This is a genomic window from Leisingera sp. UBA4491, assembly GCF_002388965.1.
Classification (GTDB): Bacteria; Pseudomonadota; Alphaproteobacteria; order Rhodobacterales; family Rhodobacteraceae; genus Leisingera; species Leisingera aquaemixtae.
In genome coordinates this window covers 91343-117807 of the sequence record NZ_DGNN01000017.1, presented here as the reverse complement: position 1 = coordinate 117807, position 26465 = coordinate 91343, and the positions used below count along the sequence as shown (strand labels likewise).

Annotated in this window: 30 protein-coding genes; 18 read left to right on the top strand and 12 right to left on the bottom strand. The window is 65.8% G+C overall.

Annotated elements, in window-relative coordinates; genetic code table 11:
* Window positions 1–47: 47 nt before the first annotated feature.
* Complete coding sequence (gene map, locus B2P87_RS09790) at window positions 48–857, bottom strand: type I methionyl aminopeptidase (protein WP_141891292.1); 810 nt, start codon at window positions 855–857, stop codon at window positions 48–50.
* Window positions 858–1011: 154 nt separating this feature from the next.
* Here map and B2P87_RS09785 point away from each other — a divergent pair, with 154 nt between their 5' ends.
* Window positions 1012–1899, top strand: coding sequence for a mechanosensitive ion channel family protein (locus B2P87_RS09785; protein WP_141891291.1), 888 nt, complete (start codon window positions 1012–1014; stop codon window positions 1897–1899).
* A 24-nt stretch (window positions 1900–1923) separates the two neighbouring features.
* Here B2P87_RS09785 and sfsA read toward each other — a convergent pair whose 3' ends face one another.
* On the bottom strand, window positions 1924–2625 hold the full coding sequence (gene sfsA / locus B2P87_RS09780) for a DNA/RNA nuclease SfsA (protein ID WP_141891290.1): 702 nt from the start codon (window positions 2623–2625) through the stop codon (window positions 1924–1926).
* Between the two features lie 48 nt (window positions 2626–2673).
* Here sfsA and B2P87_RS09775 point away from each other — a divergent pair, with 48 nt between their 5' ends.
* The 4 genes from B2P87_RS09775 to B2P87_RS09760 are packed head-to-tail and all read left to right on the top strand — an operon-like array spanning window position 2674 to window position 5619.
* Window positions 2674–3396, top strand: a complete 723-nt coding sequence (locus B2P87_RS09775) for a competence/damage-inducible protein A (protein ID WP_141891289.1) — start codon at window positions 2674–2676, stop codon at window positions 3394–3396.
* A complete protein-coding gene (locus B2P87_RS09770) occupies window positions 3393–4118 on the top strand; it encodes a GNAT family N-acetyltransferase (protein ID WP_141891288.1) in 726 nt (241 codons plus the stop codon). Before B2P87_RS09775 ends, B2P87_RS09770 begins: the two co-directional genes overlap by 4 nt.
* A 5-nt stretch (window positions 4119–4123) precedes the next feature.
* Window positions 4124–4696, top strand: coding sequence for a peroxidase-related enzyme (locus tag B2P87_RS09765; protein ID WP_039949469.1), 573 nt, complete (start codon window positions 4124–4126; stop codon window positions 4694–4696).
* On the top strand, window positions 4687–5619 hold the full coding sequence (locus tag B2P87_RS09760) for an OmpA family protein (RefSeq protein ID WP_141891287.1): 933 nt from the start codon (window positions 4687–4689) through the stop codon (window positions 5617–5619). The genes B2P87_RS09765 and B2P87_RS09760 overlap by 10 nt, the downstream gene beginning before the upstream one ends.
* Before the next feature lie 361 nt (window positions 5620–5980).
* Here the strand turns inward: B2P87_RS09760 and B2P87_RS09755 are convergent, their stop codons facing one another.
* Entirely contained in the window at window positions 5981–6892 is a 912-nt protein-coding gene (locus B2P87_RS09755) for a LysR family transcriptional regulator (protein ID WP_058284926.1), read from the bottom strand.
* A 283-nt stretch (window positions 6893–7175) separates the two neighbouring features.
* On the opposite strand from B2P87_RS09755, the gene B2P87_RS09750 reads away from it, so the two are divergent.
* From B2P87_RS09750 to B2P87_RS09740, 3 genes are all read left to right on the top strand, one after another.
* Window positions 7176–7616, top strand: coding sequence for a DUF4399 domain-containing protein (locus B2P87_RS09750; RefSeq protein ID WP_141891286.1), 441 nt, complete (start codon window positions 7176–7178; stop codon window positions 7614–7616).
* A 76-nt stretch (window positions 7617–7692) separates the two neighbouring features.
* The gene (locus B2P87_RS09745; protein WP_141891285.1) at window positions 7693–8016 is read left to right on the top strand and encodes an NIPSNAP family protein; all 324 of its coding nucleotides are present in this window, start codon (window positions 7693–7695) and stop codon (window positions 8014–8016) included.
* 11 nt (window positions 8017–8027) lie between these two features.
* The gene (locus tag B2P87_RS09740; protein WP_141891284.1) at window positions 8028–8372 is read left to right on the top strand and encodes an antibiotic biosynthesis monooxygenase family protein; all 345 of its coding nucleotides are present in this window, start codon (window positions 8028–8030) and stop codon (window positions 8370–8372) included.
* 61 nt (window positions 8373–8433) lie between these two features.
* On the opposite strand, the gene B2P87_RS09735 is transcribed toward B2P87_RS09740, so the two are convergent.
* Window positions 8434–8994: a type 1 glutamine amidotransferase domain-containing protein gene (locus tag B2P87_RS09735; protein WP_141891283.1), complete on the bottom strand. Its 561-nt coding sequence runs from the start codon at window positions 8992–8994 to the stop codon at window positions 8434–8436.
* Between the two features lie 131 nt (window positions 8995–9125).
* Window positions 9126–11153: an NADPH-dependent 2,4-dienoyl-CoA reductase gene (locus tag B2P87_RS09730; protein WP_141891282.1), complete on the bottom strand. Its 2028-nt coding sequence runs from the start codon at window positions 11151–11153 to the stop codon at window positions 9126–9128.
* Window positions 11154–11291: 138 nt separating this feature from the next.
* On the opposite strand from B2P87_RS09730, the gene B2P87_RS09725 reads away from it, so the two are divergent.
* Together B2P87_RS09725 and B2P87_RS09720 are read left to right on the top strand one after the other, a co-directional pair.
* Window positions 11292–11774 carry an RNA pyrophosphohydrolase gene (locus tag B2P87_RS09725; RefSeq protein WP_058284932.1) on the top strand — a complete coding sequence of 161 codons (483 nt, stop codon included), beginning with the start codon at window positions 11292–11294 and terminating at the stop codon, window positions 11772–11774.
* A 145-nt stretch (window positions 11775–11919) separates the two neighbouring features.
* Complete coding sequence (locus tag B2P87_RS09720) at window positions 11920–12315, top strand: hypothetical protein (RefSeq protein WP_141891281.1); 396 nt, start codon at window positions 11920–11922, stop codon at window positions 12313–12315.
* A 6-nt stretch (window positions 12316–12321) separates the two neighbouring features.
* Here B2P87_RS09720 and B2P87_RS09715 read toward each other — a convergent pair whose 3' ends face one another.
* A complete protein-coding gene (locus B2P87_RS09715) occupies window positions 12322–13197 on the bottom strand; it encodes an EamA family transporter (RefSeq protein ID WP_141891280.1) in 876 nt (291 codons plus the stop codon).
* Window positions 13198–13273: 76 nt separating this feature from the next.
* Here B2P87_RS09715 and B2P87_RS09710 point away from each other — a divergent pair, with 76 nt between their 5' ends.
* A complete protein-coding gene (locus B2P87_RS09710) occupies window positions 13274–13780 on the top strand; it encodes a MarR family winged helix-turn-helix transcriptional regulator (protein ID WP_058284935.1) in 507 nt (168 codons plus the stop codon).
* 150 nt (window positions 13781–13930) lie between these two features.
* Here the strand turns inward: B2P87_RS09710 and B2P87_RS09705 are convergent, their stop codons facing one another.
* Both B2P87_RS09705 and nth read right to left on the bottom strand, forming a co-directional pair.
* Window positions 13931–14923, bottom strand: coding sequence for an adenosine kinase (locus tag B2P87_RS09705; RefSeq protein ID WP_141891279.1), 993 nt, complete (start codon window positions 14921–14923; stop codon window positions 13931–13933).
* A 127-nt stretch (window positions 14924–15050) separates the two neighbouring features.
* Window positions 15051–15695 carry an endonuclease III gene (gene nth / locus B2P87_RS09700; RefSeq protein ID WP_141891278.1) on the bottom strand — a complete coding sequence of 215 codons (645 nt, stop codon included), beginning with the start codon at window positions 15693–15695 and terminating at the stop codon, window positions 15051–15053.
* A gap of 199 nt (window positions 15696–15894) precedes the next feature.
* Here nth and B2P87_RS09695 point away from each other — a divergent pair, with 199 nt between their 5' ends.
* From B2P87_RS09695 to B2P87_RS09680, 4 genes are all read left to right on the top strand, one after another.
* Entirely contained in the window at window positions 15895–16764 is an 870-nt protein-coding gene (locus tag B2P87_RS09695) for a methylated-DNA--[protein]-cysteine S-methyltransferase (RefSeq protein WP_141891277.1), read from the top strand.
* A gap of 270 nt (window positions 16765–17034) precedes the next feature.
* Window positions 17035–17724, top strand: coding sequence for a helix-turn-helix transcriptional regulator (locus tag B2P87_RS09690; protein ID WP_058284939.1), 690 nt, complete (start codon window positions 17035–17037; stop codon window positions 17722–17724).
* 137 nt (window positions 17725–17861) lie between these two features.
* Window positions 17862–18521, top strand: a complete 660-nt coding sequence (locus tag B2P87_RS09685) for an OmpA family protein (protein ID WP_008555334.1) — start codon at window positions 17862–17864, stop codon at window positions 18519–18521.
* A gap of 179 nt (window positions 18522–18700) precedes the next feature.
* The gene (locus B2P87_RS09680) at window positions 18701–19243 is read left to right on the top strand and encodes an NADPH-dependent FMN reductase (protein WP_141891276.1); all 543 of its coding nucleotides are present in this window, start codon (window positions 18701–18703) and stop codon (window positions 19241–19243) included.
* Between the two features lie 101 nt (window positions 19244–19344).
* On the opposite strand, the gene B2P87_RS09675 is transcribed toward B2P87_RS09680, so the two are convergent.
* Window positions 19345–20385 carry an NAD(P)/FAD-dependent oxidoreductase gene (locus tag B2P87_RS09675; protein ID WP_141891275.1) on the bottom strand — a complete coding sequence of 347 codons (1041 nt, stop codon included), beginning with the start codon at window positions 20383–20385 and terminating at the stop codon, window positions 19345–19347.
* Window positions 20386–20443: 58 nt separating this feature from the next.
* Here B2P87_RS09675 and mnmD point away from each other — a divergent pair, with 58 nt between their 5' ends.
* Window positions 20444–21112 (top strand): tRNA (5-methylaminomethyl-2-thiouridine)(34)-methyltransferase MnmD, encoded by a 669-nt coding sequence (gene mnmD / locus B2P87_RS09670; protein WP_141891274.1) that lies wholly within the window; start codon window positions 20444–20446, stop codon window positions 21110–21112.
* Window positions 21109–22017, top strand: coding sequence for a DMT family transporter (locus B2P87_RS09665; protein ID WP_141891273.1), 909 nt, complete (start codon window positions 21109–21111; stop codon window positions 22015–22017). The genes mnmD and B2P87_RS09665 overlap by 4 nt, the downstream gene beginning before the upstream one ends.
* Here B2P87_RS09665 and B2P87_RS09660 read toward each other — a convergent pair.
* Complete coding sequence (locus B2P87_RS09660; protein WP_141891272.1) at window positions 21991–23949, bottom strand: lytic transglycosylase domain-containing protein; 1959 nt, start codon at window positions 23947–23949, stop codon at window positions 21991–21993. The genes B2P87_RS09665 and B2P87_RS09660 overlap by 27 nt on opposite strands.
* Window positions 23950–24089: 140 nt before the next feature.
* Between B2P87_RS09660 and dapA the strand changes: the two genes are divergently transcribed.
* Window positions 24090–24962, top strand: a complete 873-nt coding sequence (gene dapA / locus B2P87_RS09655) for a 4-hydroxy-tetrahydrodipicolinate synthase (RefSeq protein ID WP_141891271.1) — start codon at window positions 24090–24092, stop codon at window positions 24960–24962.
* A gap of 110 nt (window positions 24963–25072) precedes the next feature.
* Here dapA and B2P87_RS09650 read toward each other — a convergent pair whose 3' ends face one another.
* Together B2P87_RS09650 and B2P87_RS09645 are read right to left on the bottom strand one after the other, a co-directional pair.
* Complete coding sequence (locus tag B2P87_RS09650) at window positions 25073–25984, bottom strand: sigma-70 family RNA polymerase sigma factor (RefSeq protein WP_141891270.1); 912 nt, start codon at window positions 25982–25984, stop codon at window positions 25073–25075.
* Window positions 25981–26442: a carboxymuconolactone decarboxylase family protein gene (locus tag B2P87_RS09645; protein ID WP_141891269.1), complete on the bottom strand. Its 462-nt coding sequence runs from the start codon at window positions 26440–26442 to the stop codon at window positions 25981–25983. Before B2P87_RS09645 ends, B2P87_RS09650 begins: the two co-directional genes overlap by 4 nt.
* Window positions 26443–26465 lie beyond the last annotated feature (23 nt).

Genomic DNA, 26465 nt, shown 5'->3' with positions numbered 1-26465 from the left:
AATATCCCGGGGGTGCGGGGGCCGGCCCCCGCCTGCGCCTTAACAGCTTAGCCGTAAGTCGGGTGGAACTTCCCGGCCGGCGACAGGGTGAAAATCTCGGCCCCGCCAGCAGTTACCCCGATCGAATGCTCGAACTGCGCCGACAGCGACTTGTCGCGGGTCACGGCTGTCCACTCATCGGCCAGGATCTTGGTCTCCGGGCGGCCCAGGTTGATCATCGGCTCGATGGTGAAGAACATGCCTTCTTCCAGCACCGGGCCGGTGCCGGGGCGGCCGTAGTGCAGCACGTTGGGCGGCGCGTGGAACACGGTGCCGAGGCCATGGCCGCAGAAATCGCGCACCACGCTCATCCGCTGGCTTTCGGCATAGGTTTGGATCGCGTGGCCGATGTCGCCGAAGGTATTGCCGGGCTTCACCGCTTCAATCCCCTTCATCAGGGAATCGTGGGTGACCTGGATCAGCCGCTCCGCCTTGCGGCTGAGCTTGCCCGCCACGAACATCCGCGAGGTATCGCCGAACCAGCCGTCGACAATCACGGTCACGTCGATGTTGAGGATATCGCCGTCCTTCAGCTTCTTGTCGCCGGGGATGCCGTGGCAGACCACGTGGTTCACCGAGATGCAGCTGGCGTGCTGATAGCCCTTGTAGCCGATGGTCGCCGAGGTGGCGCCCGCGTCGTCGACCATTTTGGTGATCAGCCGGTCAATCTCGCCAGTGGTCTGGCCTGGGAACACGTGGCCTGCGATATCGTCCAGAATGCGCGCGGCAAGCGCCCCCGCCTTGTGCATGCCCGCGAAATCGCCGGGCTCATGAATGCGGATGCCGTCCTTGGTCGTGCGGCCGTCTTTCGATCTCATCAGGCGGAGCTCCATCGGGTGTCTTTGCGTAGCTATGTAAGGGGTTCCCGGCAAAAGGGCCAGAGGGGGCAGGGGCGGCATCCGGGAACTTTTTCCGCTGCGCCGCGTTACCGGTGGTGAGGGAAACTGCGGCGAAACGGAGAGAGGCAGCGGCATGGAAAGCTTCAACAACCTGATGCAGACTGAAATTTATGGCGGCAAGTCACTCTCCGATCTGGTGACCCTGGAATTCCTGGCCGAGGTGCTGGGCAGCGTTGTGGCCGCAGTGGTCATCCTGCTGGCGGGCTTTATCGTGGCAAGCTGGGTCAAGCGGCGGATCGTGGCGCTGGGGGACACCCATGCCAGCCTCGACGTGACCCTGTTCCACTTCCTGGGCAACCTTGCCCGCTATGTCATCCTCGCCTTTGCGGTTCTGTTCGTGCTGAACACCTTCGGGGTCAAGACCACCTCGATTATCGCCGCTATCGGTGCTGCGGGCCTGGCCATCGGCCTGGCGATGCAGGGGGCGCTGTCCAATGTTGCGGCAGGGGTGATGATCATCCTGTTCCGCCCCTTCAAGCTGGGCGATTTCATCGAGGTGGATGGCGAGATGGGCACGGTGAAGGACATCAACCTGAACAACACCGTCATTGCCAGCCTCAGCAACCTGAAGGTCATCATCCCCAACTCCGAGGTCTGGGGCAACACCATCACCAACTACTCGTCATTCGATACCCGCCGGGCCGAATGGACCTTTGGCGTCGGCTACGGCGCTAATCTGGCAGTGGCTGAGCGGGTGATCCGCGAGACCATCATGAGCGACAGCCGCTCGCACAGCGACCCGGAGCCGTTCATCCAGGTCAATGAGCTGAACAGCAGCTCGGTCGATTTCCTGGTGCGTGTCTGGGTCGATGCGGCGGAGTACTTCCAGTATCAGGCCGACATGAAGCGCAAGGTGAAAGAGGCGCTGGACGCGGCCGGGGTCGATATTCCGTTCCCGACCCGCACTATCGTGCAGGCCGAACCCGGCGCGCAGGAGAACGAGGCCAGCCAGGCCGCCTGAGCGGACGCGCCGGCGCCTGCGCCGCTACTGCGCGGCGATGGGGGCGCCGGCCTCGACGCCTTGGGGTGAGATCTTTGTGCCCAGTACCAGCCGCTCCACCCCCGCGGCATGGGCGCTGGCAAAGGCGTCCGCATAGGCGGGGTCGATATCCGCCGCCAGCTGGAACCGGTCGCAATCGGTGCGCTGCACCAGATACAGCATCACCGCCCGGTGGCCCTGCGCAACCATGTTTGCCAGTTCCCCCAGATGCTTGGTGCCGCGTGCGGTGACGCTGTCGGGGAACTCCGCAAGGCCCGGCTGGCGTGAGAGCGTCACGCTTTTCACCTCGACATAGCAATCGGGCAGGCCGTCCTGCTGCAGCAGAAAGTCGATGCGGCTGTTCCCGCCGTATTTCACCTCCGCCCGCACGGTTTTGTAGGCCGCAAGCTCCGCGACCTCCCCGTTTTCGAGCGCGGCGCGCAGGGCGCGGTTCGGCACCGAGGTGTCGACGCCGGTGAAATGGCCACCCTCATGCTCGACCAGCCGCCAGCCGTATTTCAGCTTTTTCTTCGGATCGTCGTTAGGCTCCAGCCAGATTTTCATGCCGGGCTCCGCCAGCCCCATCATGCTGCCGGGGTTGGCGCAATGGGCTGTGACTTCCCGCCCGTCCTCCAGCCGGCAATCGGCGAGGAAGCGTTTGTAGCGGCGGATCAGCACGGCGGGGATCAGAGGGGTTTCAAAGCGCATGGCAACGGGCCTATACCTGCGATGACGAGGTATCAAGGGAGGATGAACATGGCCAACCCCACCGCCGCAATGCTGGTCATCGGCGACGAGATCCTGTCCGGCCGCACCCGGGATGCCAACATGCATTACCTGGCGGGCGAGCTGGCCAAGCACGGCATCGACCTGAAGGAAGTCCGCATCGTCAGCGACGACGAGGCGGCGATTATCACTGCCGTGCAGGCGCTGTCCGGGTCCTACGGCCATGTATTCACCAGCGGCGGCATCGGTCCGACCCATGACGACATCACCGCCGATTGCATCGCCAAGGCATTCGACGCCGATCTGGACGTGCGCGGCGACGCGCGGGCTATCTTGCAGGCGCATTACGACACGCAAGGGCTGGAAATGAACGAGGCCCGGCTGCGGATGGCGCGGATCCCGGATGGTGCGGCGCTGATCGACAATCCGGTCTCTGCGGCGCCGGGGTTCACCCTTGGCAACGTGCATGTGATGGCGGGCGTGCCGATGATCTTTCAGGCGATGGTGGCCAGTGTGATCCCAACGCTCACCGGCGGCCAGCCGATGCTGTCGCAAACCTTGCGGGTGCTGCGCGGCGAGGGCGAGATTGCCGGTCCGCTGCGCCTGCTGGCTGAGGCTTATGAGGATTTGTCGGTGGGTTGCTACCCGTTTCAAAAGGACGGCGTGTTTGGCGCCAACGTGGTGATCCGCGGCACCGATGGCGCCCGGATCGACGCGGCGATGACCGAGCTGGCAAAGGAGCTGGAGCAGTGACCACCGACCCCCGGTATTACGCCGTGACAGAAGCGACCTGGCCGCCCGCATCGGTGCGCACGCTTGGCCCCGTGACCCTGCGCGAGGGGCAGGGCGGCGGCAGCCGGGTGTCGGCGGCAACGGTGAACGGCCCTGCGTCAGACGCGCAGATCGCTGCGGCGGAAGCGGCGATGCGCGCGATGGGGCAGGACTGTCTGTTCATGATCCGCGACGGCGAGGCGGATCTGGACGCACAGCTGGAAGCCCGCGGCTATGCGGTGAAGGATCCGGTCAACCTTTGGACCTGTCCGGCGGAGCGGCTGACGGATATTCCGGTGCCGCGTGTCACCGCCTTTTGCGTGTGGGAGCCGCTGGCGATCCAGCGCGAAATCTGGGAGCAGGCAGGCATCGGGCCGGAGCGCCTGGCGGTGATGGAGCGGGTACAGGGGCCCAAGACCGGGCTGCTTGGGCGTCACAGAGACAAGCCCGCAGGCGCGGGCTTTGTGGCCATCCATGACGGTGTGGCGATGGTGCATGCACTGGAGATCCTTCCGCACCAGCGCCGGGCCGGCATGGGCGCCTGGATGATGCGCCAAGCCGCGTTCTGGGCGCTGGAGAACGGTGCCAGCGAAATTGCGGTGCTCTGTACGAAACGTAACGAGGGCGCAAACGGGCTTTATGCTTCCCTCGGCATGGATTGCACTGGACAGTACCACTACCGGATTTTGAAGGAAGGCGATTGACCGCGATGACTGATCAGACCCAGCCCACAGCCCTTGACCTGCCGATGGCGGACCCGCTGCCGCCCGAGACGCAGAAGTATTTCGACATCTGCCAGGAAAAGCTGGGGATGGTGCCGAATGTGCTGAAGGCCAATGCGTTCGACATTGATAAGCTGAATGCCTTCACGGGGATGTACAACGATCTGATGCTGGCCGACAGCGGCCTCAGCAAGCTGGAGCGGGAGATGATCGCGGTCGTGGTCTCTTCGATCAACCGCTGTTTCTATTGCCTGGTGGCGCATGGCGCGGCGGTGCGGCAGCTGTCGGGCGACCCGCAGCTGGGCGAGATGCTGGTGATGAATTACCGGGTGGCACCGCTGGACGCGCGCCAGCGGGCGATGCTGGATTTTGCCGCCAAGATGACAACGGCGAGTGCGGAAATCGAGGAGGCGGACCGCCAGGGCTTGCGCAAGGCGGGGTTCAGTGACCGCGACATCTGGGACATCGCCAATGTCACCGGCTTCTTCAACATGTCCAACCGGGTGGCCAGCGCAACCGCCATGGTGCCCAATCCGGAATATCACAGCCAGTGCCGCTAGGGCGGCTGACGGCCCTTGCTGTCCTGGCCGCGGCGGCACTGCTGGCCGGGCGGGCCGGGGCGGTGGAGATGACCCTGCCGCCCGGCGCGGAAGCTGTGTCCGAACGGGTCACGGCGCTGGGCGTCTACCAGCTGCCGGTGGGACCTGAGGTTTCGGACAAGGTGCCGTCGAAGCGGTTCGAGGGCCGGATTTCGCGCCGCACCTGGCGGCTGGAGGGCAGCGGCACGGTGCTGGAGATCCTGGCGCCGCTGCGCGGGCAGCTCATGGCGCAGGGCTATGAGGTGCTGCTTGATTGCGCGGCCCGCGATTGCGGCGGCTTCGGCTTCCGCTTCGGAACCGAGGTGGTGCCGGCGCCGGACATGATGGTGGATATCTCCCGCTATCACTTCCTGTCGGCGGCCAAGGACGGCCGGGCGGTCTCGATCCTGGTGTCGCGGGCGGGCGGCACGGCCTATGTGCAGATGATCACTGTGCAGCCGCCCGAGGCCGCGGCGCCGGTGGTGAAGCCCGCCGCAGAGGGGAAGGCCCCGGAGCGCCCGGTGCGCCCGGTGGAGCTGGCCAAGGTGCTGGACGTGCGCGGCCATGCGGTGCTGACCGATCTGGTGTTCGAGAGCGGCTCCACCCGGCTGCGCGAGGGGCGCTATGACAGCCTGATGCAACTGGCGGAATACCTGGCCGCCAACCCGGAATACAGGCTGCTGCTGGTGGGCCATACCGACACGATCGGCTCGCAGGAGCAGAACGCCGGCATCTCAGAGCGCCGGGCGCAATCGGTGAAGGAGCGGCTGATTGAGGCTTACGGCGCTGAAGAGGCGCGTATCAGCGTGGCCGGTGCCGGTTTCCTGGCGCCGATTGCCAGCAACCTCAACCCGGAGGGCCGCGAGGCCAACAGACGGGTCGAGGCGGTGCTGCTCGCTGAGTGACTTTCTGCGGACGGGAGATGGCGAGGGCCTCCCGCCCCCGCAGGCGCCTTGGCGCCGCCAAGACCCCTTGGCGGGGTTGGGCCAGGCTCGGCGCAAAGCGCCGAGCCTGGCCCAACGGACGCGGGAGCATGGAACATGCTCTTGCGGCGGGCGGGAGACGCTGGGAAAAGCCTACATTCTCCGGCCGGCGCCGCCATGCCTGCAGGCCCATCCGGATGAGCGCCACGGTGCCAAAATGGCGGCCTGCTGCGGCTATACGGCCCCCCCCGGGGGGAAATAGAAGCGGCCAGAAAAAAGCCCCCGCGCGGGCGCGGGGCAGGTCTTCGAGGGAGGTTTTGGCCCGGTTTTCCGTCAAACCGGTTCAGGTTTTCCATTCGGACGGGTCGCGGTCGGCAAAGGCTGCGACCAGGAAGTCGATGAACGCCCGCACCTTGGGCTGGGTGAACTTGCCCGGCGGGTAGACCGCGTAGATGCCCTGGGTCTCGACCGGAAGACTGGGCATCACATCCTCGACCAGCCCTTCTTCCATGGCTGCAGCGTAGAGGTAGCTGGGCAGATAGGCGATGCCGAGGCCGGATATGGCCGCGGTCAGCAGTGACTGGCCGTCATTCACCGACAGCCAGCCGGAGGTCCGCACCTGGCGCTTTTCGCCGGAGGGCGCGGTGATTTTCCAGACATTGCCGCTGGACTGGCTGGAGTAATGCAGCAGCTTGTGATTGTTCAGCTCGTCGATCTTCTGCGGGCGGCCGAATTTCTCCAGATAGGCGGGGGAGGCGATCATCCGCTTGGTGGTTTCGGTCAGCTTGCGGGCGCGCAAGGAGCTGTCCTCCAGCTCGCCGATCCGCACCGCCATGTCGAACCCTTCGGAGATCAGCTCCACATAACGGTTGTTCAGAACCATGTTGACGGTGATGTCCGGGAAGTCGCGCAGGAAGTCGGACAGCACCGGCGACAGATGATTGACGCCGAAATCGGTGGCGACAGAAATCCGCAGAAGGCCTGAGGGCGCCGATTGCATCGAGGTGACCAGCGCATCCGCTTCGCCTGCGTCGTTCAGCACCCGGCGGGCGCGGTCGTAATAGGCCAGCCCGATTTCGGTCGGCGACACCCGGCGGGTGGTGCGGTTCAAAAGCCGCGCGCCCAGGCGGGCTTCCAGGCTGGAGACATGTTTGGAGACCGCCGACTTGGAAATCCCCATCTTGCGCGCCGCATCGGTGAAGCCGCCCTGGTCCACCACATTGGCAAAGGCCTCCATCTCGGTCAGTCGGTCCATGTTCACCTATCCTCGTTAAGCTGTGTTGCCGTCAGGTTTGCCGGGGAAATCGGGCAAGATCGGGGCGGGGGTGGGATAATTGCAGGGTTTTGCAGGGATCGTTTGCGCAGTGGAAACGGCACCTTGCAGTTCGGCTTGCCGGGCGCCTGCCAGACCTGCGGCGCCCGCCGCTTACCGGCGGCTGCCGCATTTTTGTGGATTCGTTGTGGGCGGCAGGATTGCCAGGACCGGGGCAGCCGCTAGCTTTGTCATGCTGGTTAAGCAATTTTCTGGAGGACCTGATATGAAACTGCTGATTGCGGCTGCCTTGTCTGCCTGCCTGGCGGCCCCGCTGTGGGCTGGCGGCGAAACGGTCTCGAACCCTGAGGCCAAGGTTTATTTCGCCAATGTCCAGGACGGGGACACGGTCGCGTCGCCGGTAACGCTGGTCTTTGGCCTGTCGGGGATGGGCGTGGCGCCGTCGGGGATCGAGAAGGAGAACACCGGCCACCATCACCTGCTGATCGACCGCCCGCCGCTGGGTCAGGGCGAGGATGGCGCAGATGAGCTGGCCTTTGGCCTGCCGTCGGATGACAACCACCTGCATTTCGGCGGCGGTCAGACCGAAGTGACGCTGGAGCTGTCCCCGGGCCGTCACACCCTGCAGCTGGTGCTGGGCGATGCAGGCCATGTGCCGCATGCCACGCCGATTGTTTCGGACCAGATCACCATCACGGTGGAGTGACGGTTCGGCCTGCGCCGAAGCATCCGGCTGTTGGGGCAGGTTAGGGATGTGGTCCTGAACACCCAAAGGACATGTCATGCTGACCTGCATCATCCGTTACCGCATCGACCCCGCCAAGAAGGCGCAGTTTGAACAATACGCCCGCAACTGGGGCCAGGCGATTCCGCGCTGCGGGGCGGATCTGGTGGGCTATTACGCGCCGCACGAGGGGTCCTCGACGCTGGCCTACGGGATCTACAATGTGGAGAGCCTGGCGGAGTATGAGGCCTACCGCGCGCGGCTGGCGCAGGATCCGCTGGGGCGCGAGAACTATGAGTTTGCGCAGCGCGAGCGGTTCCTGCTGCGCGAGAACCGGACCTGGCTGACGCTGGCCTCGGCGCCGCAGGGGCGGGCCGGATAGGGGAGACGCAGATGATTGCCGTGATTTTCGAGGTGGAGACCGCCGCGGGGCAGAAAGAGGCCTATCTGGAAACCGCCGCGGCGCTGCGGCCCTTGCTGGAGCAGGTGGACGGATTTCTATCGGTGGAACGGTTTCAGAGCCTGAGCGCACCGGGCAAGCTCTTGTCGCTGTCTTTCTGGCGCGATGAAGCAGCGGTTCAGCGCTGGCGGCAGCTGGCGGAGCACCGGGCCGCACAGGCAAAGGGGCGGGCCGGGGTCTTTGCGGACTACCGGCTGCGGGTGGCGGGTGTGATCCGGGACTACGGGATGACCGCGCGGGACGCGGCGCCCGCGGACAGCCGCGCCGTTCACGGCTGAGCACGCCGGCGGCGTGGTGAAAGCACCCCGCGCCGCGGGCGCGGGGCGGGGCTGAAACCGGTCAGGCTGCAGCGCGCGGGTGCGTGCCTTCCTCGATCTCCTCGGCGATTTTCGACACGAACGCCTTCAGGTCTTCGGGCTGGCGGCTGGTCACGATGCCCTGATCCGTAACGACCTCGGCGTCTTTCCAGTTGGCGCCGGCATTGGCGATGTCGGTCTTGATCGAGTGATAGGATGTCATGTCGCGGCCCTTGGCAACACCGGCCTCAGCCAGCACCCAAGGCGCGTGGCAAACGGCGGCGATCACCTTGCCGCTGTCATGGAAGGCCTTGACCAGATTGATAACATCCTCCTCGACCCGCAGCAGATCGGGATTGATCTGTCCGCCGGGGATCACCAGCGCGTCGTATCCATCGGCCTTGGCATCAGCGATTTTCAGATCGGCCTCGGCCTCGCGGCCCCAGTCGCTGCCTTCCCAGCCCTTGGCCGGCTTGCCGTCGAGTGTGGCGACATGGACCTCGGCACCCTTCACCCGCAGCTGGTCGCGCGGGAATTCCAGTTCCGACTGTTCGAACCCATGGGTGGCAATGATCAGGATTTTTGCATCTGCGATTTTGGGCATTACGGGCTCCTTTCCTGTTCTGAAATGCCAAACCGCCCGTCCGGGCGGTGCTGCAGAACAAACGCGCCCCCGCCCGGAGCTGTTCCGGACGGGGGCGCAGGGGCTGGAGTATCGCGGCGTTTGGCCGCAGGTCAGAGGCTGGCTGCCAGCCGCGTGCCCTGGTTGATGGCGCGTTTGGCGTCCAGTTCCGCAGCGACGTCGGCACCGCCGATCACATGGGCGGTGATGCCGCGTTCGGCCAGCTGATCCGCCAGCGACCGCTCGGACACTTGGCCTGCGCACAGCACGATGGTGTCGGCTGCGATCACCGTCGGGTTCTCGCGGGCCTCGCCAAAGCTTACATGCAGGCCCTCTTCGTCGATCCGCTCGTAGTTGACGCCACCGACGAACTCTACGTCCTTCATCTTGAGCGTGGCGCGGTGGATCCAGCCGGTGGTCTTGCCAAGCCGTTTGCCGTGGCGTTCGGCCTTGCGCTGCAAAAGCGTCACCTGCCGGGCGGGGGCGGCGGGCTGCGGGCCTTCGGGGGCAAGGCCAGCGCGGTGCTCTGCCGGGTCGGCCACGCCCCATTCCTTCATCCAGGCGGGCAGGTCGGTGGCCGGGCTGTGGCCCTCTTCCAGCAAGAACTCAGACACGTCAAAGCCAATGCCGCCGGCGCCGATCACCGCGACGCGCTGGCCCGCCGGTTTCTTGTGGCGCAGCACGTCAAGATAGCTCAGCACATTGTCGCGGTCCTGACCGGGGATGGCCGGATCGCGCGGCAGGACGCCGGTGGCGATCACCACCTCGTCGAAGCCGGTCAGATCATCCGCCGAAACCTCGCGGCCCAGTTCCAGCGTGACGCCGGCCTCGGCCACCATCACCCGGTACCAGTCCACCAGGCCCCAGAATTCCTCCTTGCCCGGCACCTGTTTGGCCATGTTGAGCTGGCCTCCGATCTCATCGGCCTTGTCGAACAGGGTGACTTTGTGGCCGCGCTGGGCGGCCGTCAGCGCGGTGGACAGGCCCGCAGGACCAGCGCCAACGATGGCCACTGTCTTGGCCGCTGCGGCCGGTTCGATCAGCAGCTCGGTCTCGTGGCAGGCGCGCGGGTTGACCAGGCAGGAGGTCAGCTTGCCGCTGAACGTATGGTCGAGGCAGGCCTGGTTGCAGGCGATACAGGGCGCGATCTGGTCCGGCTGGCCTGCTTCGGCCTTGGCGACAAAATCCGCATCCGCCAGCATCGGCCGCGCCATCGACACCATGTCGGCGCACCCCTCCGCCAGCACTTGCTCCGCCACTTCGGGCGTGTTGATGCGGTTGGAGGTGATCACCGGGATGCCAACCTTACCCATCAGCTTCTTGGTGACCCAGGCAAAGGCCGCGCGCGGAACGCTGGTGGCGATGGTCGGAATGCGTGCCTCGTGCCAGCCGATGCCGGTGTTGAGGATGGTGGCGCCGGCCTTTTCGATTTCCTGCGCCAGCTGCACGACTTCCTCATGGGTGGAGCCGTTGGGCACCAGGTCGATCATCGACAGGCGGTAGATGATGATGAACTCGCGGCCCACTGCCTCACGCGTGCGGCGCACGACTTCGATCGGCAGCCGCATCCGGTTCTCATAGGAACCGCCCCAGCGGTCGGTGCGCTTGTTGGTGTGGGTGACCAGGAACTGGTTGAGGAAGTAGCCTTCGCTCCCCATGATCTCGACCCCGTCGTAGCCGGCCTCCTGCGCCAGCCGGGCGGCGTTCACGATGTCGGCGATCTGCTTTTCGATGCCATCCTCGTCCAGCTCATGCGGCGGGAAGGGGGAGATCGGCGATTTCACCGGGCTGGGGGCGACGCATTTCGGGCCATAGGCATAGCGGCCGGCGTGCAGGATCTGCATGGCGATCCTGCCGCCTGCCTCATGCACGCGGCTGGTGATCACGCGGTGGTTTTCGACGTCCTTGGCCGAGGTCATCATCGACGCGCCGGGCAGCACCGAGCCTTCCAGGTTCGGGCCGATTCCCCCGGTCACCATCAGCGCGACGCCGCCGCGGGCACGGGCGGCATAGAACTCGGCCACCCGGTTCCAGTCGCCGGTCTCCTCCAGCCCGGTGTGCATGGAGCCCATCAGCACCCGGTTCTTCAGCGTGGCAAAGCCCAGATCCAGCGGGGCAAGCAGATTGGGGTACGCAGTCATCTTGAAACTCTCCCTGGCAGTTGCCTACAGGATCGGGCGCGCAGGCCGCCTTGTCACGTGCAAACGCCGCGTCATGCCCTTGCATGCCCCGGCGGCAAGCGGTCTAAGGTTCTGGAAACGCATTTCGAGGAGAGCCGGATGACACCGGAAGACATTGCCAAGCTGCCTTACCGCCCCAACGTGGGCGTGATGCTGATCAACGCCGAGGGCGCGGTGTTCGTCGGCCAGCGCAAGGACCGGTACAAGGACGCCTGGCAGATGCCGCAGGGCGGGATCGACAAGGGCGAGGACCCGCGGATCGCAGCCCTGCGCGAGCTGGAGGAAGAAACCGGCGTGGGGCCGGAACTGGTCGAGATCATCGCAGAGAGCGATGGCTGGCTGCTTTATGACCTGCCGCATGACGTGGTGCCCGGTTTCTGGGGCGGTAAATACCGCGGCCAGGAGCAAAAGTGGTATTTGATGCGGTTCCTGGGGACAGATGACCAAGTGAATATCGAGACTGACCACCCGGAATTCTCCGCCTGGTGCTGGCAGCCGGTGGAGACCCTGGTGGAGAAGATCGTGCCCTTCAAGCGCGAGGTCTATGCGCGGGTGGTGGCAGAGTTCCGGGAGTATTTGTGAGATGCCGTTTCCGAAAGTCTTGCCGAATGTCCCCGCCCGCCGCGCCGGGACGGGTGCTGCCCTGCTCGCTATGGTCTGGGCTGCAATATCAGCCAGCCCCGCCGCCGCCCTCAGCTGCCTGCCTTGGGGCCCTGCGGACGCCTATTTGCACGCTGCTGCATCAGAGAGCGCCTATAACGTCATCGCGGGCGAACTGCGGTTCGACGAAAGCCTGCTGCCGCAATCGCATGCGGACAATCCCAATGACATCCCGCCGCTGACCCAAATCCCGGCACAGCTTTCCGGCAAGATGCTGGAGGGCAAGTATTTCTCAGGGCGTGTCAATGTGCCCGCGGTGCTGGAGGTGGAATGCCTTGGCCCCTGGTGCGGCGGGATGAAGTCCGGTGCGGATTATGTGTTCTTTGCGGAGCAGCGGGGGCAGGATCTGGTGATCCGGGCGGGTGCCTGCGGCGGCTTCGCCTTTGACGATACGCCAGAGGTGCGGCGGCAGGTGCTGGATTGCCACCGCGGCGCAGCGTGCGAGCCGGCCATGCCGCGGTGACAGGCGTCATTCTGCCGGGGCTGAGGATCGGGCCGTGCGCAGCCGCAGCCGGGACTGGCCGAGCCACAGGCTGAACAGGGCCAGCAGCGCCCCCAGCATTTGATTGGCCGTCAGCGTCTCGCCCAGCAGCAGCCAGCCCAGGATTACCGCCGACAGCGGGCTGAGCACGCCCAGCAGCGAAACCTGCGAGGGGTCGATCCGGGCGAGGCCGCGGAACCACAGGATATAGGTCAGCGCGCCGCCGATCAGGCTCATATAGGCCAGGCCCAGGACATTTGCCGCGGTGAAGGCGGGCAGCTCCGGCACCGACCAGAGCGCGGCTGGAATCAGCAGCAGCCCGCCCGCGGTCAGCTGCCAGGCGGTAAAGGTGAGGGGTGGCACCGGCGGCTGCCATTTGCGCGTCAGCACCACGCCAGCCGCCATCGACACCGCCCCGCCGAGGCCCGCCAGCACGCCCAGCGTGTCAAGCTTGGCGGCAGGGGTCAGCACCAGCAGGGCAACGCCCGCGATGCTCAGCAGGGCGGCAGCGACGGCAGCGGCGCGGATCTGCGTCTTGAGCAGCACGGCCGACAGAAACACCACGATCAGCGGCTGCACCGCGCCCAGGGTGGCGGCGACCCCTCCCGGCAGGCGGTAGGCGGACAGGAACAGAAGCACCCAGAACAGCGAGAAGTTCAGCGCGCCCAGCACCATAAGCCGCGGCAGCCAGTCCAGCGGCGGCAGCTGGCGCACCAGAAGCAACAGCAGCAAACCCGCAGGCAATGCCCGCAGCAGGGCCACCACAATCGGCGAATGGCCGGGCAGCAGAGTTGTCGTCACGATATAGCTGCTGCCCCAGATGGCAGGGGCCAGCGCCGTCAGCAAAAGGGTCCGGATGGGCATCTGTTTCTCCTTATCTTGATATCGAGATAACACATTTTATCTTGACGTCAAGACGTAAGGCCCTAAACCAGTTGCCATGGATCATGTGGATTTTATTACCCAGCAATGGGGGAAAGAGCGGCCGGACTTGGATGTCACGGCCATGGGGGTGATCGGCCGGGTGGCGCGGCTGTACCTGGCCTATCAGCGCGAGATGCATAAGACCTTTGCGGAATTCGGGCTGAATGCGGCCAAGTTCGACGTGCTGGCCACCTTGCGCCGGTCTGGGGCGCCCTACACGCTGTCACCGGGCGAGCTGCTGAAGGCAACGATGGTGGCCTCCGGCACCATGACCAACCGGATCGACCGGCTGGAGGCGGACGGGCTGGTTAAGCGGGAGGTGAACCCGCAGGACAGCCGCAGTTTCCTGGTCGGTCTGACAGAGGAGGGGTTTGCCCTGATCGACCGGGCGGTGACGGCGCATGTGCAGACCCAGACCCGGCTGCTGGCAGGGCTGAACGCGGCGGAGGCGGAGGCTTTGACCACCCTTCTGAGCAAGGCTCAGGCGGCAGCCGACCAATCTGATACAAAAGCCCCCGGCTGAACCGGTGAAGCTGCGCGGGCTGGCGCCCTTGCGTCCTGCGGACGGCGGGCGGGGCGTGGCGCGGAGCGGCTTTGCCGCTCCGCGCCACGCCCAACTGGAGAGATTGCACCGTCAGGTGCGGTTTCGACGGGCGGGAGTGCCGCGACGCCCTTAGACCAGACCGGCCTCTTCCAGCAGGTGCAGCACGTGGGTTTCCGGGCGCGGGCCGATGTGGCGGATCACCTCGCCGGCGCAGATGCAGCCCATCCGGGCGCAGATTTCCATGCTGCGGCCGTTGGCCATGCCGAACAGGAAACCGGCAGCAAACTGGTCGCCCGCACCGGTGGCATCCACCGGCACAATCGTCTCGACCGGCACGTCGATGCGCTCACCGTTGTTCAGCACCGTAACCCCGTCGCCGGAGCGGGTGCAGACCACCAGCGGGCAGATCGCAGCGGTCTTGGCAATTGCGTCTTCCAGGTCGCTGGTTTCGAACAGGGCGCAGATTTCGTCCTGGTTGCCGATCACGAAATCCAGCTCGTTGCCGATCAGATTGAGGAAATCGGCCCGGTGGCGTTCGACGCAGAACGGATCGGAGATCGAGATGCCAACCTTGCCGCCGCCCTCGCGGCAGTCGCGGGCCGCCTCCAGAAAGGCGCTCTTGCCCTTGTCCTTATCAAACAGGTAGCCCTCCAGGAACATGATCTGCGCGTTGCCGGCCACCTCTTGCGGCACGTCCGCCGAACTCAGCTCGGAAGAAATGCCCAGATATGTGTTCATCGACCGCTCACCATCGGGCGAGACAAAGATCATCGACCGCGAGGTCGGCAGCTCGCCGTCGGCAACCGGCGGGTTCACGAAAGCCACGCCTTCATTGTTCATCGCATCGGCGTAGAATTTTCCCAGCGCGTCGTCGCGGACCCGGCCGATGAACGCGGCCTCCAGCCCCAGCGCGCCGGCGCCCGCGATGGTGTTGGCCACTGAGCCGCCGGGGGTCAGCACCCGGTTGCCCATCGCCGCATAAAGATCCTCGCAGCGGTCGCGTTCGATAAGCTGCATGATGCCTTTTTCGATGCCCTGCTCGGCCAGAAAGCTGTCCTCGCACTGTGCAATCACGTCAACGACAGCGTTGCCGATACCGACGAGATGATAGGTTTTGGTCATAAACTGCCCTCCTCGGGGATGTTCGTGCCGGGTCCGGGACCGGCGTGTCTCTTTCGATAGTTGCAATGGCCGGGGCCGGCCAGGCGGCGCGCCGCCCGCGCATGGGCTGCGTCACAGCGCCCGCGCCTCAAAGGTTCTTGTCCTCATACATGCAGAGGTCGCGGATCAGGCAGCTGCCGCACAACGGTTTGCGCGCCTTGCAGTGGTAGCGGCCGTGCAGGATCAGCCAGTGATGGGCGTGCTGCTGGAAATCCACCGGGATGTTGTCTTCGATGGCGCGTTCCACCGCATCGACATCCTTGCCCGGGCAGATGCCGGAGCGGTTGCCGACCCGGAAGATATGGGTATCGACCGCCTGGGCCGGGTAACGCCACCACATGTTCAGGACCACGTTGGCGGTCTTGCGGCCGACGCCGGGCAGCGACTGCAGCGCGGCACGGGAATTCGGGACCTCGCCGCCGTAATCCGCCACCAGGATCCGCGACAGCTTGATCACGTTCTTGGCCTTGTTGCGGTAAAGGCCGATGGTCTTGATGTGCTCGATCAGGCGTTCCTCGCCCAGGTCCAGCATCTTTTGCGGGGTGTCCGCGATTTTAAACAATTCATGGGTTGCCTTGTTCACGCCGGCATCGGTTGCCTGCGCGGACAGCGCCACCGCCACCACCAGCGTGTAGGCGTTGACGTGATCCAGCTCGCCCTTGGGTTCGGGCTCCGCCGCCTGAAACCGGGTAAAGATCTCGCGGAGGGTATGATAATCGAGTTGCTTGGCCATCGCGCGCCATATGTACAGGTCAGACCTTAAAGCGCAATTTATTTTGCGCCCCGGAACCCGCTAGACGGGCGTTTCACGGCGGCACTCCGGCCAGCCTGCACAACGCGGTTGCGCCGGGCGATGGATTTCGCATGTTCCGGGTCGAATGGCGGGCCTGCGCGCGGTAACCTGGCTTGCATGACTGCCGAAGGACAGAGCGATGAATATTGAAGCACGGGAAAGCACCTATCACTACGGCGTCATGCGGCGGGCGATTGAGCTGATCGACGATGGCGGAGAGGATCTGACGCTGGAACAGCTGGCCGCCCGCATGGACATGAGCGCGGCGCACTTCCAGCGCCTGTTTTCGGCCTGGGTCGGCGTCTCGCCCAAGCGCTATCAGCAGTATCTGCGCCTGGGCCATGCCAAGGCGCTGCTGCGCGACCGGTTCACCACGCTGCAGGCCTCGCACGCGGTGGGGCTGTCCGGGTCCGGGCGGCTGCACGACCTGTTCCTGCGCTGGGAGGCGATGAGCCCGGGCGAATATGCCCGCAAGGGGGACGGGTTGCGGATCTTCTGGGGCTGGTTCGACAGCCCCTTTGGTCTGGCGCTGGTGATGGGCACGGAAAAGGGCATCTGCGGGCTGGCCTTTGCCGCCGAGACCGGGGCGGAGCCCGCCATGGCCGACATGCGCGCCCGCTGGCCGCAGGCGGAATTTACCGAGGACCCCGCGGCCCTGCGCCCGCTGGCAGAGGCGGCCTTTGCCCAGAAGGGCGAGACCGCCCTGCACATGATCGGCGCGCCGTTGCAGATCAAGGTCTGGGAAGCGCTGCTGCGGATCCCCTCGGGCCATGTCTCCACCTATTCCGAACTGGCCCTGGCGATCGGCTCTCCGCGGGCGGTCCGGGCTGTCGGCACTGCAGTGGGGCGCAACCCGGTCAGCTGGCTGATCCCTTGCCACCGTGCGCTGCGCAAGTCCGGCGCGCTGGGCGGCTACCATTGGGGGCTGCCGGTCAAGCGCGCGATGCTCGCTTATGAGGCCGCCCGGGACGAGGACAACCCGGCGCAGGACGCGCGCGCCGCCGGCTGAACAGGCGCTTCAGCAGTCCGGAACGGGCGGGTTTTGCCGCCTGTTGCGCCGTGTGACGCCTGCGCGCTGCCTCAAGCTCGATTTCATGCGGGGCGAGGGGGCGGCGCTGGTGTTCCCAGCGGTCCAGGCCCAGGGTGATCAGCACGATCCAGTCATAACTCAGCAACGGGTTTCTCCTTCTTGCGGAGGCCAGAAAACCAGAGCACTGCTGACAGGCTGTTGTCAGTGGCATGTGCTAGAGTGTCAGCAGACTGTCATTGGAGCTTGCCCATGCCGCGCACCGGCCGCCTGTTTGAAATCATCCAGATCCTGCGCACCGCCACGGCCCCGGTGCGGGCGGAGGATCTTGCCGGGACGCTGGAGGTCAGCAAGCGGACGATCTACCGCGACATCGCAGCGCTGCAGGCGATGCGCACGCCGGTGGAGGGCGAGGCGGGGATCGGCTACATGCTGCGCAAGGGGTACGACCTGCCGCCGCTCAATTTCGACGAGGAGGAGCTGGAGGCGCTTCACGTTGGCCTGGCGATGCTGATGCGCACCGGTGACGGCGCCTTGCAGAAGGCGGCCGCGCGGGTGAGCCACAAGATCAAGGATGTGCATGCCACCGCCGACTGGCTGCAGGTGGCCCCCTGGGGCGCACCGCTGGATGACCCGGAGCAGGGCTGTGTCTCCAAGGCGCTGCTGCGCCAGGCGGTGCGGGAAAGCCGCAAGCTGCAGCTCACCTACCTCAGCCCGGACAGCGGCGAGAGCTGCCGCACCCTGCGGCCGCTGGCGCTGATCTACCATATCGACTGCACCATGCTCGCGGCCTGGTGCGAGCTGCGCGGCGGTTTCCGCCACTTCCGCACCGACCGGATGCTGGCAGCGGACGTGCTGGAAGACGGGTTTGCGCCTGAGGCCGGGGCCTTGCGCAAACTGTGGATGGAACAGGAAGGCTGGAACTTCGCCTTTGCGCCGTAAAATGCGGTGTTAACGCGGATTTTGCGCGGTATTTCGCCGAAACTGCAAGACCGTGTCTTGAGTAGCCGCGGCACCGGCACGATATTCGTGCGGACCGCCGGGCATCGCCCGGACCTTAGAAAGCAGAAGGCAATTTGATGATGCAGATGAAACTCACCACGGCTGGTATTGTCGCCGCAGCACTGGGCCTGAGCGCCTGTACCGATCCCGCAACCGTCGGCACGCCGGGCAGCAACACCCAGAAGGGCGCAGTCCTGGGCGGCATCATCGGCGCGGGCGTCGGTGCGATTGCCAATGATTCCGACCGCGGCCTTGGGGCTGCAACCGGGGCGCTGGTCGGTGCCGCGGCCGGCAGCGTGATCGGCAACCAGCTCGACGCGCAGGAGCGCGAGCTGCGCCAGACGCTGGCCAATGACTCGATCACCATCGTCAACACCGGCGACCGGCTGATCCTGTCCTTCCCGAACGATCTGACCTTTGCCACCGACAGCGCCGCGGTTGCGCCGGCGGTGCAGGCCGACCTGCGCCGGGTCGCCGACAGCCTGGTGCGCTACCCCAACAGCGCCATCCAGGTGATCGGCCACACCGACAGCGATGGCGACGCCGGTTACAACCAGGGCCTGTCGGAGCGCCGCGCCAACGCAGTGGCCAGCCATATCCAAGCAGGCGGCGTGCCCTATCACCGGATGCGGATCATCGGCCGCGGCGAGTCGCAGCCGGTGGCCTCCAACCTGACGCCGGAGGGCAAGGCCCGCAACCGCCGCGTCGAAGTTGTGGTTATCCCGCAGGCGGCCTGATCCGGTTGCCGGCGGCAAAATGCGCAGCCCGTCCCCCAGCGGGGCGGGCTGTTTTTGTGTCTGCGGCAGCGCCGGTTCGCGTAACGCTGCACATTGCCTGCGCGGCCATTGCTGTTTCATGCTGCGGGCCGCCGCATACATGATGGATGAAACACAGACGCGAACAGAAGGATTTCCCCATGGCTGACCCTGTACTGCTCACCATTTCCGGATCGCTGCGCCGCGAGGCCACCAACCGCAAGCTGCTGGCAGAGGCAGTCCGGGTGTTCGGACCCGCGTCGGTGGTAGAGGCGGACCTGAACCTGCCGCTCTATGATGGCGACGCCGAGGCGGCAGACGGCATTCCCCCCGCAGTGCAAAAGCTGGCCGATCAGATCGCGGCGTCGGATGCGGTGGTGATCTCCACCCCGGAATACAACAAGGGGCCGTCCGGCGTGCTGAAGAACGCGCTGGACTGGGTGAGCCGCACCGAGGGCAATCCTTGGGCGGATAAGCCTGTTGCAGTGATGTCGGCCGCAGCCGGACGGGCCGGCGGCGAGCAGGCGCAGGCGCTGCTGCGCAGCTTCCTGGTGCCGTTCCAGCCGCGGGTGCTGTCGGGTCCAGCGGTGCATCTGGCAGGCTCCAGCAAGGAATTCGATGAAGCCGGGCGGCTGACAAGCGAGCAGTATGAGGCCACGCTGACCAAGCTTATGCAGAAGCTGCGTTCGGAACTGACCCGCTGAGGCCGGGGGCGGGCGGCGGCGTGCTCCCGCGCCCCAAGCTGCCCTGGCGGGCAGATTAGGGGCTTGGGCCTGGCGCCGCTGCGCGGCGCAGGGTGGTGGTGTCAGAGGTTGTCTTCGACCCGGAAGCCCGCGGGGATGCTGTCCCTGCCTTCGAGAAGCAGATCCGCCATCACATGGGCCGCCTTGGGGGCCATGCCGAAGCCGATCTTGAAGCCGCCGTTGGCGATATAGTGGCCGGCGCGGCCGGGCCAGGCGCCCAGCATCGGGGCGCGCGACTTGGCGCGGGGGCGCACGCCGGCCCAGCGTTCAATGACCTCCGCACCGTGCAGCACCGGCACCGCAGAGCGGGCGCGCTCGATCACGTCATCAAGCTGGGCATCTGTCGCCGTGCCGTCCTCGAAATCGCGCTCTGAGGTGGACCCGATCGCCAGGGTGCCGTCCGCATGCGGGATGATGTGCAGGCCGCCGGCATAAAGCTGCGGCACCTCGCCTTCGTGGAACCTCAGCAGCGCGGCCTGGCCTTTGACGCCGCCGCCGATGGTCTTGCCGAAGGCCTCGTTTAGCTCCAGAAGGCCTGCGTAGCCCTTGGCGTGGACCACCTTGCCTTGGTCCGGAGCCTCGGCCTGGATCTCCACTCCCATCACCGCAAGGGCAGAGACCAGCGCGGCGCAGGCGCGGCGGGGGTGCATGCGGGCGCTGAGGGTGTCGTGGATGACATATCCGGTGGCGCTGGGCGGCACCCAGGGGCCAAGGCTGTCCGCCTTGCAGACGCGCCATTCGGCCTCGTCCTTCCACAGCGTGCGTGCGGAGATTTCGCGCTGGCGGGCAAGGTCCAGCGTGCGTTCGTCGATGATCGGCTGCAGGCGCCCGGTGCGGCCGTAACCGGGGGACACACCGCCGGTGGCCTCGACCTCAGCCCAAAAGGTTTCTGCCATCAGCAGGCTTTCCAGCTGGAACTGCTTCTTGGGGTTCCAGTTCTCCGGCACATGCGGGGCAAGGGCACCAACGAGGCCGCCGCTGGAGCCTGCCCCGGCGCCGAAGGGGTCCACCACCTGCACACGCGCACCGCGCCGGGCGCAGACCCAGGCGGTAGACAGGCCGAAGATGCCCGCCCCGCGCACCGTCACATCTGCCATTGCCATTTGATATTCCTTTCGCCAGTGTCGCGCCGTTCCAGACACTCACTTAGGGGATTATAGCATGGCAGACCAGCAGGCCCGCCTCAGCTGGCGCGATGGCACCGTTCCGGTGTCGGATCAGTTCGATGATCCCTATTTCTCGATCCAGGACGGGCTGGCGGAGACGGAGCATGTGTTCCTGGCGGGCAATGATCTGCCCGCGCGGTTTGCACCGGGATTCCGGGTTGCCGAGCTGGGCTTTGGCACCGGTCTCAATATGCTGGCGGCCTGGCGCGCCTGGGAAGCGGCGGGGCAGGAGGGGCCGCTGCGCTTCACCAGTTTCGAGGCCTTTCCGATGGTGCCCGCTGACATGGCCAAGGCGCTGGAGGCCTTTCCGGCCATTGCCCCCTGGGCGGAGCGGTTTCTGGCGGAATGGAGCGGCACGGGCCGGTGCGATCTGGGCAGCCTGCAACTGGAGGTCATTGCCGGCGACGCGCGGATGTCGCTGCCGGAGTGGACAGGGCAGGCGGATGCCTGGTTTCTGGACGGGTTCTCTCCGGCCAAGAACCCCGAGCTGTGGGGGGAGGCCCTGATGGCGGAAGTTGCCGCGCATACCGCGACGTGCGGGACGGCTGCGACCTACACCGCGGCGGGCTTCGTGCGCCGCGGGCTGGAGGCGGCAGGATTTGAAGTGACCCGCATTCCCGGCTACGGGCGCAAGCGGCATATGACAAGGGCGGTACTGCCATGAGCACGGTTCCACAGGCCAAGAGCCTGCCCCCGCCGCGGGTGCAGCAAAACAACGTGCCGCTCGGCATCCTGCTGATGATCGGCGCCACCGTCGTCTTTGCGCTGCAGGACGGTATCTCGCGCCATCTGGCGGGCACTTACAACACCTATATGGTCGTCATGGTCCGCTACTGGTTCTTTGCCGCCTTTGTGGTGTTTCTGGCGGCACGGACGCCGGGCGGGATCAGGGCAGCGGCCCGGACCGATCAGCTATGGCTGCAGATCTTCCGCGGTGTGCTGCTGGTCGGGGAAATCTGCGTGGCGGTTTACGGTTTTACCGTGCTGGGCCTCATCGAAAGCCAGGCGGTGTTCATCTGCTACCCGCTGCTGGTGGCGGCGCTGAGCGGCCCGGTGCTGGGCGAAAGCGTGGGCTGGAGGCGCTGGGCGGCGATCGGTGTCGGCCTCGTTGGCGTGCTGATCATCCTGCAGCCAGGCATGGGCGTGTTCAATCCGGCGGCGGTGATCCCCTTCATCTCAGCGCTGATGTTTGCGGTCTACGGCCTGGTCACGCGCTATGCCGCGCGCCGGGACAGCACCGCAACCAGCTTCTTCTGGACCGGGGTTGCCGGCATGGTCTTCATGACCGCCATCGGCATCTGGTTCTGGGAGCCGATGAGCCAGGGTGACTGGTTCTGGATGGCGCTATTGTGCGTTTCCGGCGTCACGGGCCACTGGCTGCTGATCAAGTGCTACGAGATGGCCGAGGCCAGCGCCGTGCAGCCCTTTGCCTATTTCCACCTGATCTGGGCGGCGATGCTGGGCGTGGCGGTGTTTGGCGAGGTGATCCGCACCAATGTTGCCATCGGTGCGGGGGTCATCATCGCGGCGGGGCTGTTCACCCTATGGCGCGAACGCATGAAGGGTTGAGCCGCTCAGCTCCTGCGAGAACGGGACCGGCAGCGGGGCCTTGCCCAGCCGGGCACGGTAGACCGGCAAGCTTTCGGTGACCCGCATCACGTAGTTTCGGGTCTCGTTGAAGGGGATGTGCTCGATCCAGTCGACGATGTCCGGGCTGCCGCCGCGCGGGTCGCCATAGCGCTCCATCCAGGTCGTGGGGCGATGCGGCCCGGCATTATAGCCCGCTGCCATCATCACCACGTTGCCGCGGAACTTGCCCGCCAGCCCGGCCAGGTAATTGGCTCCCAGCTTGGCGTTGTAATCCCACTCCGCCGTCAGGCGGGAGGTGTTATGGCCCGCCAGGATGCCCAGCTCGGTCGCCACCAGTTTGGCGGTGGTCGGCATCACCTGCATCAGCCCGCGCGCGCCGGCATGGCTGATCACAGCCGGGTCGAATTCGCTTTCGCGCCGGGCAATGGCCAGGGTCATTTCCTCAGCCATCGGCAGTTGCCGCTTGGCAACCGGATGCAGCGGATAATAGGCGCCCTCCAGCTCCACCCCGCCGCGGGCGGCGCGTTTGGAGATCATGACCGCCAGATGCGGCTGGTTCAGCTCCACCGCCATCTGCCCCAACTGGCGCGCCTGCACCGGCGGCAGGCCTTCGACCAGATGGGTGAGGAAACGCTCGGCCAGTGCCAGATCGCCCGCTTTCAGCAGCATCAGGCCGGCCTCCGCAACGGAGGACTGCATGAAATCCGCCGTCCGCCAGTCCGGCAGTTCCGCGGGTTTCACCAAGGCAGGGTCAAAGGGGCGGCCCAGTTTTTCCGCCGCCAGCAGCCCATAGAACGACGTCTGATATTCCGCCCCCTTGGCATAGGCCTCATGCGCCTTGTCGGCTTCGCCCATCGCCGCATAGGCGCGGCCCAGCCAATAACCGCCGCGGCCGATCGAGATCGGGGTTGCCACCGAGTCCAGGAAACGCTGGAAGTGCACGGCGGCCAGTTCCGGGTCGCGCAGCTTCTGCAGGGCGATGTAACCCGCCAGCCATTCGCAATCGGAGTATCCATAGCCGTCCGCGGGGGTGGAAAAGTGATAGGCGGCCAGCTGATAGGCGCGCTCATGATCGCCGTCGCGCATCAGTTGCCGGGCCAGATCACGGCGGCGGCGCAGCCATTTTCCGGGTTCGCCCAGGTTTTCGGCGCTGGTGCTGCGGTCCATCATCATGGCGATGGCGCCGTCCTGCAGCCGCTTGCGGTCACGCCAGGCAAAACGGTCATAGGCGAGGCCTGCGGCTCCCTTCAGCCGGTCCGGAACTGCCTCAATCTTTGCGTCCACACCGGGCGCGCGCTCCTGCAAGGCAATGCGCGCCTCAGCCAGCTTGCGCTCGTCCTCGGGCACCAGCGGCAGCATCCGTTTGGCGCTGACCAGGTGATCCTCCCACAACAGCCGGTCCAGTCTGGCAGTGTGATGCGGCTTCAGCAGCTTGGCGAAATCGCGCAGGTAAAGATCCTGGATAGCGCTGCCCATTGCCATGGTGCGCCAGGCCAGCACGATCTCCGCCTCGCCATCGCCCTGCTGTCCGCGGTCAATCAGCGCCTTGCCCAGGCTCAGCGCGCCTTCGGCGGTTTGGGGCCGCTCGTTTGCATAAAACACGAGGATGGTCTCGCGGCCGGTTGCGGCAATCACATCCTCGTTTTCGCGCCGCAGATAGTCCAGTCCCGGCCAGTCCGGGCGCCGCTGCAGGAACGCCATCACATCGCCCGCCGACCCCAGCCCGGCCCGCAGCCGGTGCCATTCGATAATGTCGCGGGCAGCGCTTTGCTGCGCCCCGGCCTCACGCGCGGCCTGATCCCATTTTTGCGCCCGCATGAGCTCCAGCGCGGTGCCCAGATCGCGCGCCTGCGCCGGTGCCCCAGGCAGGGCCGCGGATATCAGCAGAATAAGGGCCAGGATGCGTGTCATCTCTTGCATTTTCCAGCAGTCCGGGGATAGAGGCTTGAACGTTACTCATTGGCGTGCCGGTATCAACTCAAATCACTGGCATTCCGTATCTTGACGGCGGCGGATTGCCGCCTGCACCTGCAGCAAAAGGGAGCGTGCCCATGTTCAAAGGCTCTATGCCAGCACTCGTCACCCCGTTTTCGAACGGCGAGCTGGATCTGGATGCGCTCAAACGCTTGGTGGAATGGCAGATTGCCGAAGGCTCCAGCGCCCTGGTGCCGGTCGGCACGACCGGCGAAAGCCCGACGCTGACCCACGAAGAGCATGAAACCGTCATTGCCGAGGTGGTCAAGGCCGCGGCCGGCCGGGTGCCGGTGATTGCCGGTGCAGGCTCCAACAACACCGTCGAGATGATTCGCTTCGTGGAGTTTGCCGAGAAGGTCGGCGCCGATGCCGCCCTGGTTGTGACGCCCTATTACAACAAGCCGACTCAGCGCGGCATGGTGCAGCATTTCACGGCAGCGCATGATTGCGCCGGCATCCCGATCATCATCTACAACATCCCCGGCCGCTCGGTTGTCGACATGACGCCTGCAACCATGGGTGAGCTGGCCAAGCTGCCGCGCATCGTGGGTGTGAAGGACGCCACCGGCGATCTGGCCCGCGTCAGCCAGCAGCGCGCGTCCTGCGGTGCGGACTTCATCCAGCTGTCCGGCGAAGATGCCACCGCGCTGGGGTTCAACGCCCACGGCGGCGTCGGCTGCATCTCGGTGACCGCCAACGTGGCGCCGAAGCTCTGCGCCGAGTTCCAGGCGGCAACCCTGGCGGGCGATTTTGCCAAGGCGCTGGAGTATCAGGACAAGCTGATGCCGCTGCATGAAGCGATCTTCATCGAGCCGGGCCTGGCAGGCGCAAAATACGGTCTCAGCAAGCTGGGCATGTGCAGCGAAGAAGTGCGCTCGCCGCTGACCACGCTGGAAGACAGCACCAAGGCGGCCATTGATGCTGCCATGGCTTACGCGGGCCTGCTCTGACCCCGGATCCAGTCAGGCAATGCCGGGCGGCCCCTTCACGGAGCGCCGCCCGTTTTCATTCCAGGCCCCCTGTTCACCTGGCTGAAAATATCCCCGGGTGAATTGCCCCGTCAGGGGCAAGAGGGGCCGGCCCCTTCTGACTGCATCAGCGGCTCCGCCAGATGCCGCATCTTGTCCGGGTTGCGGGTCACATAGATACGGGCAATCCGCCCGTTCCAGACTTCCAGCGCGATGGCCTGAAGGATGCCGTCCGGTTCACGGCTCAAAATGGCGGGCAGGCCGTTCAGCTGGCACAGCCGCCAGTGCTCCGGCAGACCGCGCCCAGCCTTGCGGGCCAGCCCCTCGCACAGCCGCAGCACGCGCTCCAGCCCGTAAATCGGGTTCAGCGTGGCCATTGCCTTGCCGCCGCCATCGGAGATCAGCTGCACATCCTGCGCCAGCATCTGCGTCAGAGCCGCGGTGTCGCCCGTTCTGGACGCGCGGAAAAACGCCTCGGCCAGATCCCGCCCCTGATCGGGATTTGCCGGCGCCTGCGGGCGCAGCCGCTGCACCTTGCGCCGGGCGCGTGCGGCCAGCTGGCGGCAGGCTGCGGAAGACCGGTTCAGCGCGGCGGAAACATCGTCATACGAGCTGTCGAAGATGTCGTGCAGCAGAAAGGCTGCGCGCTCCAGCGGCGACAGGGTCTCCAGCGCCAGCAGCAGCGCAACGGAGACGTCATGGTCCAGATGCTCAGCCGGGTCGTCGGTCAGCAAGGGCTCTGGCAGCCATTCGCCGGGATAGGTTTCCCGCCTGGCGCGGGCCGATTTCAGCTGGTCCAGGCACAGCCTTGTGGTGATCCGCATCAGATACCCGGTCGCGTCTTGCACCTGTGCCTGCGGTGCCGCCTGCCAGCGCAGATAGGCGTCCTGCAGGATGTCTTCGGCGTCGCTGACGGTGCCCAGCATCCGGTACGCGGCCGCAAACAATCGCGGCCGCGCGGTCAGGAACGCATCGGTTCCGTCATTTTCTTGCTGAGCTGTCACGCGGCATTGGCCTCCTGCGCGGCAGGATGCGGGGTGCGGAAACCGATTGCAATCCGGTTCCAGGCGTTGATGGCGCTGATCAGCAGTGTCAGCAGCACCTGCTCGCGCGGGGAAAACAGCTGCGCAACGTTCTCGTAAATTGCATCCGGTGCGCCGCTAGCCTCAACCCGGGTCAGCGCCTCGGTCCAGGCCAGGGCGGCCCGCTCGCGGTCCGAATACAGCGAGGACTCGTGCCAGGCGTTCAGCAGCTGCATCCGGTCCTCGCTTTCGCCATGGGCACGCAGGTCGCGGCTGTGCATGTGGATGCAGAAGGCGCAGCCGTTGATTTGCGAGGCGCGCAGTTTCACCAGCTCCACCAGGCTGTGCTCAAGGGTGCTGTCCTTGAACAGCTTTTCCTGCTCCAGCATCGGCTGAAACAGGTCAGGCGCGGCGGTGAAGTGGTCAAGGCGTTGGGTCATTTTCTGTTCCTTTCAGATGGCTT

Bases quoted from the DNA above. Each gene is read 5' to 3' on its own strand.
- B2P87_RS09735 (WP_141891283.1), bottom strand. From the start codon at position 8,994: ATGCCCAAAATCGCAGATGCAAAAATCCTGATCATTGCCACCCATGGG.
- B2P87_RS09660 (WP_141891272.1), bottom strand. From the start codon at position 23,949: ATGACACGCATCCTGGCCCTTATTCTGCTGATATCCGCGGCCCTGCCT.
- B2P87_RS09695 (WP_141891277.1), top strand. From the start codon at position 15,895: ATGAATATTGAAGCACGGGAAAGCACCTATCACTACGGCGTCATGCGG.
- B2P87_RS09745 (WP_141891285.1), top strand. From the start codon at position 7,693: ATGCTGACCTGCATCATCCGTTACCGCATCGACCCCGCCAAGAAGGCG.
- B2P87_RS09685 (WP_008555334.1), top strand. From the start codon at position 17,862: ATGATGCAGATGAAACTCACCACGGCTGGTATTGTCGCCGCAGCACTG.
- B2P87_RS09705 (WP_141891279.1), bottom strand. From the start codon at position 14,923: ATGACCAAAACCTATCATCTCGTCGGTATCGGCAACGCTGTCGTTGAC.
- B2P87_RS09765 (WP_039949469.1), top strand. From the start codon at position 4,124: ATGACTGATCAGACCCAGCCCACAGCCCTTGACCTGCCGATGGCGGAC.
- B2P87_RS09755 (WP_058284926.1), bottom strand. From the start codon at position 6,892: ATGGACCGACTGACCGAGATGGAGGCCTTTGCCAATGTGGTGGACCAG.
- B2P87_RS09740 (WP_141891284.1), top strand. From the start codon at position 8,028: ATGATTGCCGTGATTTTCGAGGTGGAGACCGCCGCGGGGCAGAAAGAG.
- B2P87_RS09715 (WP_141891280.1), bottom strand. From the start codon at position 13,197: ATGCCCATCCGGACCCTTTTGCTGACGGCGCTGGCCCCTGCCATCTGG.
- B2P87_RS09645 (WP_141891269.1), bottom strand. From the start codon at position 26,442: ATGACCCAACGCCTTGACCACTTCACCGCCGCGCCTGACCTGTTTCAG.
- B2P87_RS09730 (WP_141891282.1), bottom strand. From the start codon at position 11,153: ATGACTGCGTACCCCAATCTGCTTGCCCCGCTGGATCTGGGCTTTGCC.
- B2P87_RS09675 (WP_141891275.1), bottom strand. From the start codon at position 20,385: ATGGCAATGGCAGATGTGACGGTGCGCGGGGCGGGCATCTTCGGCCTG.
- B2P87_RS09680 (WP_141891276.1), top strand. From the start codon at position 18,701: ATGGCTGACCCTGTACTGCTCACCATTTCCGGATCGCTGCGCCGCGAG.
- B2P87_RS09690 (WP_058284939.1), top strand. From the start codon at position 17,035: ATGCCGCGCACCGGCCGCCTGTTTGAAATCATCCAGATCCTGCGCACC.
- map (WP_141891292.1), bottom strand. From the start codon at position 857: ATGAGATCGAAAGACGGCCGCACGACCAAGGACGGCATCCGCATTCAT.
- B2P87_RS09725 (WP_058284932.1), top strand. From the start codon at position 11,292: ATGACACCGGAAGACATTGCCAAGCTGCCTTACCGCCCCAACGTGGGC.
- B2P87_RS09750 (WP_141891286.1), top strand. From the start codon at position 7,176: ATGAAACTGCTGATTGCGGCTGCCTTGTCTGCCTGCCTGGCGGCCCCG.
- dapA (WP_141891271.1), top strand. From the start codon at position 24,090: ATGTTCAAAGGCTCTATGCCAGCACTCGTCACCCCGTTTTCGAACGGC.
- B2P87_RS09710 (WP_058284935.1), top strand. From the start codon at position 13,274: ATGGATCATGTGGATTTTATTACCCAGCAATGGGGGAAAGAGCGGCCG.
- sfsA (WP_141891290.1), bottom strand. From the start codon at position 2,625: ATGCGCTTTGAAACCCCTCTGATCCCCGCCGTGCTGATCCGCCGCTAC.
- B2P87_RS09785 (WP_141891291.1), top strand. From the start codon at position 1,012: ATGGAAAGCTTCAACAACCTGATGCAGACTGAAATTTATGGCGGCAAG.
- mnmD (WP_141891274.1), top strand. From the start codon at position 20,444: ATGGCAGACCAGCAGGCCCGCCTCAGCTGGCGCGATGGCACCGTTCCG.
- nth (WP_141891278.1), bottom strand. From the start codon at position 15,695: ATGGCCAAGCAACTCGATTATCATACCCTCCGCGAGATCTTTACCCGG.
- B2P87_RS09775 (WP_141891289.1), top strand. From the start codon at position 2,674: ATGGCCAACCCCACCGCCGCAATGCTGGTCATCGGCGACGAGATCCTG.
- B2P87_RS09665 (WP_141891273.1), top strand. From the start codon at position 21,109: ATGAGCACGGTTCCACAGGCCAAGAGCCTGCCCCCGCCGCGGGTGCAG.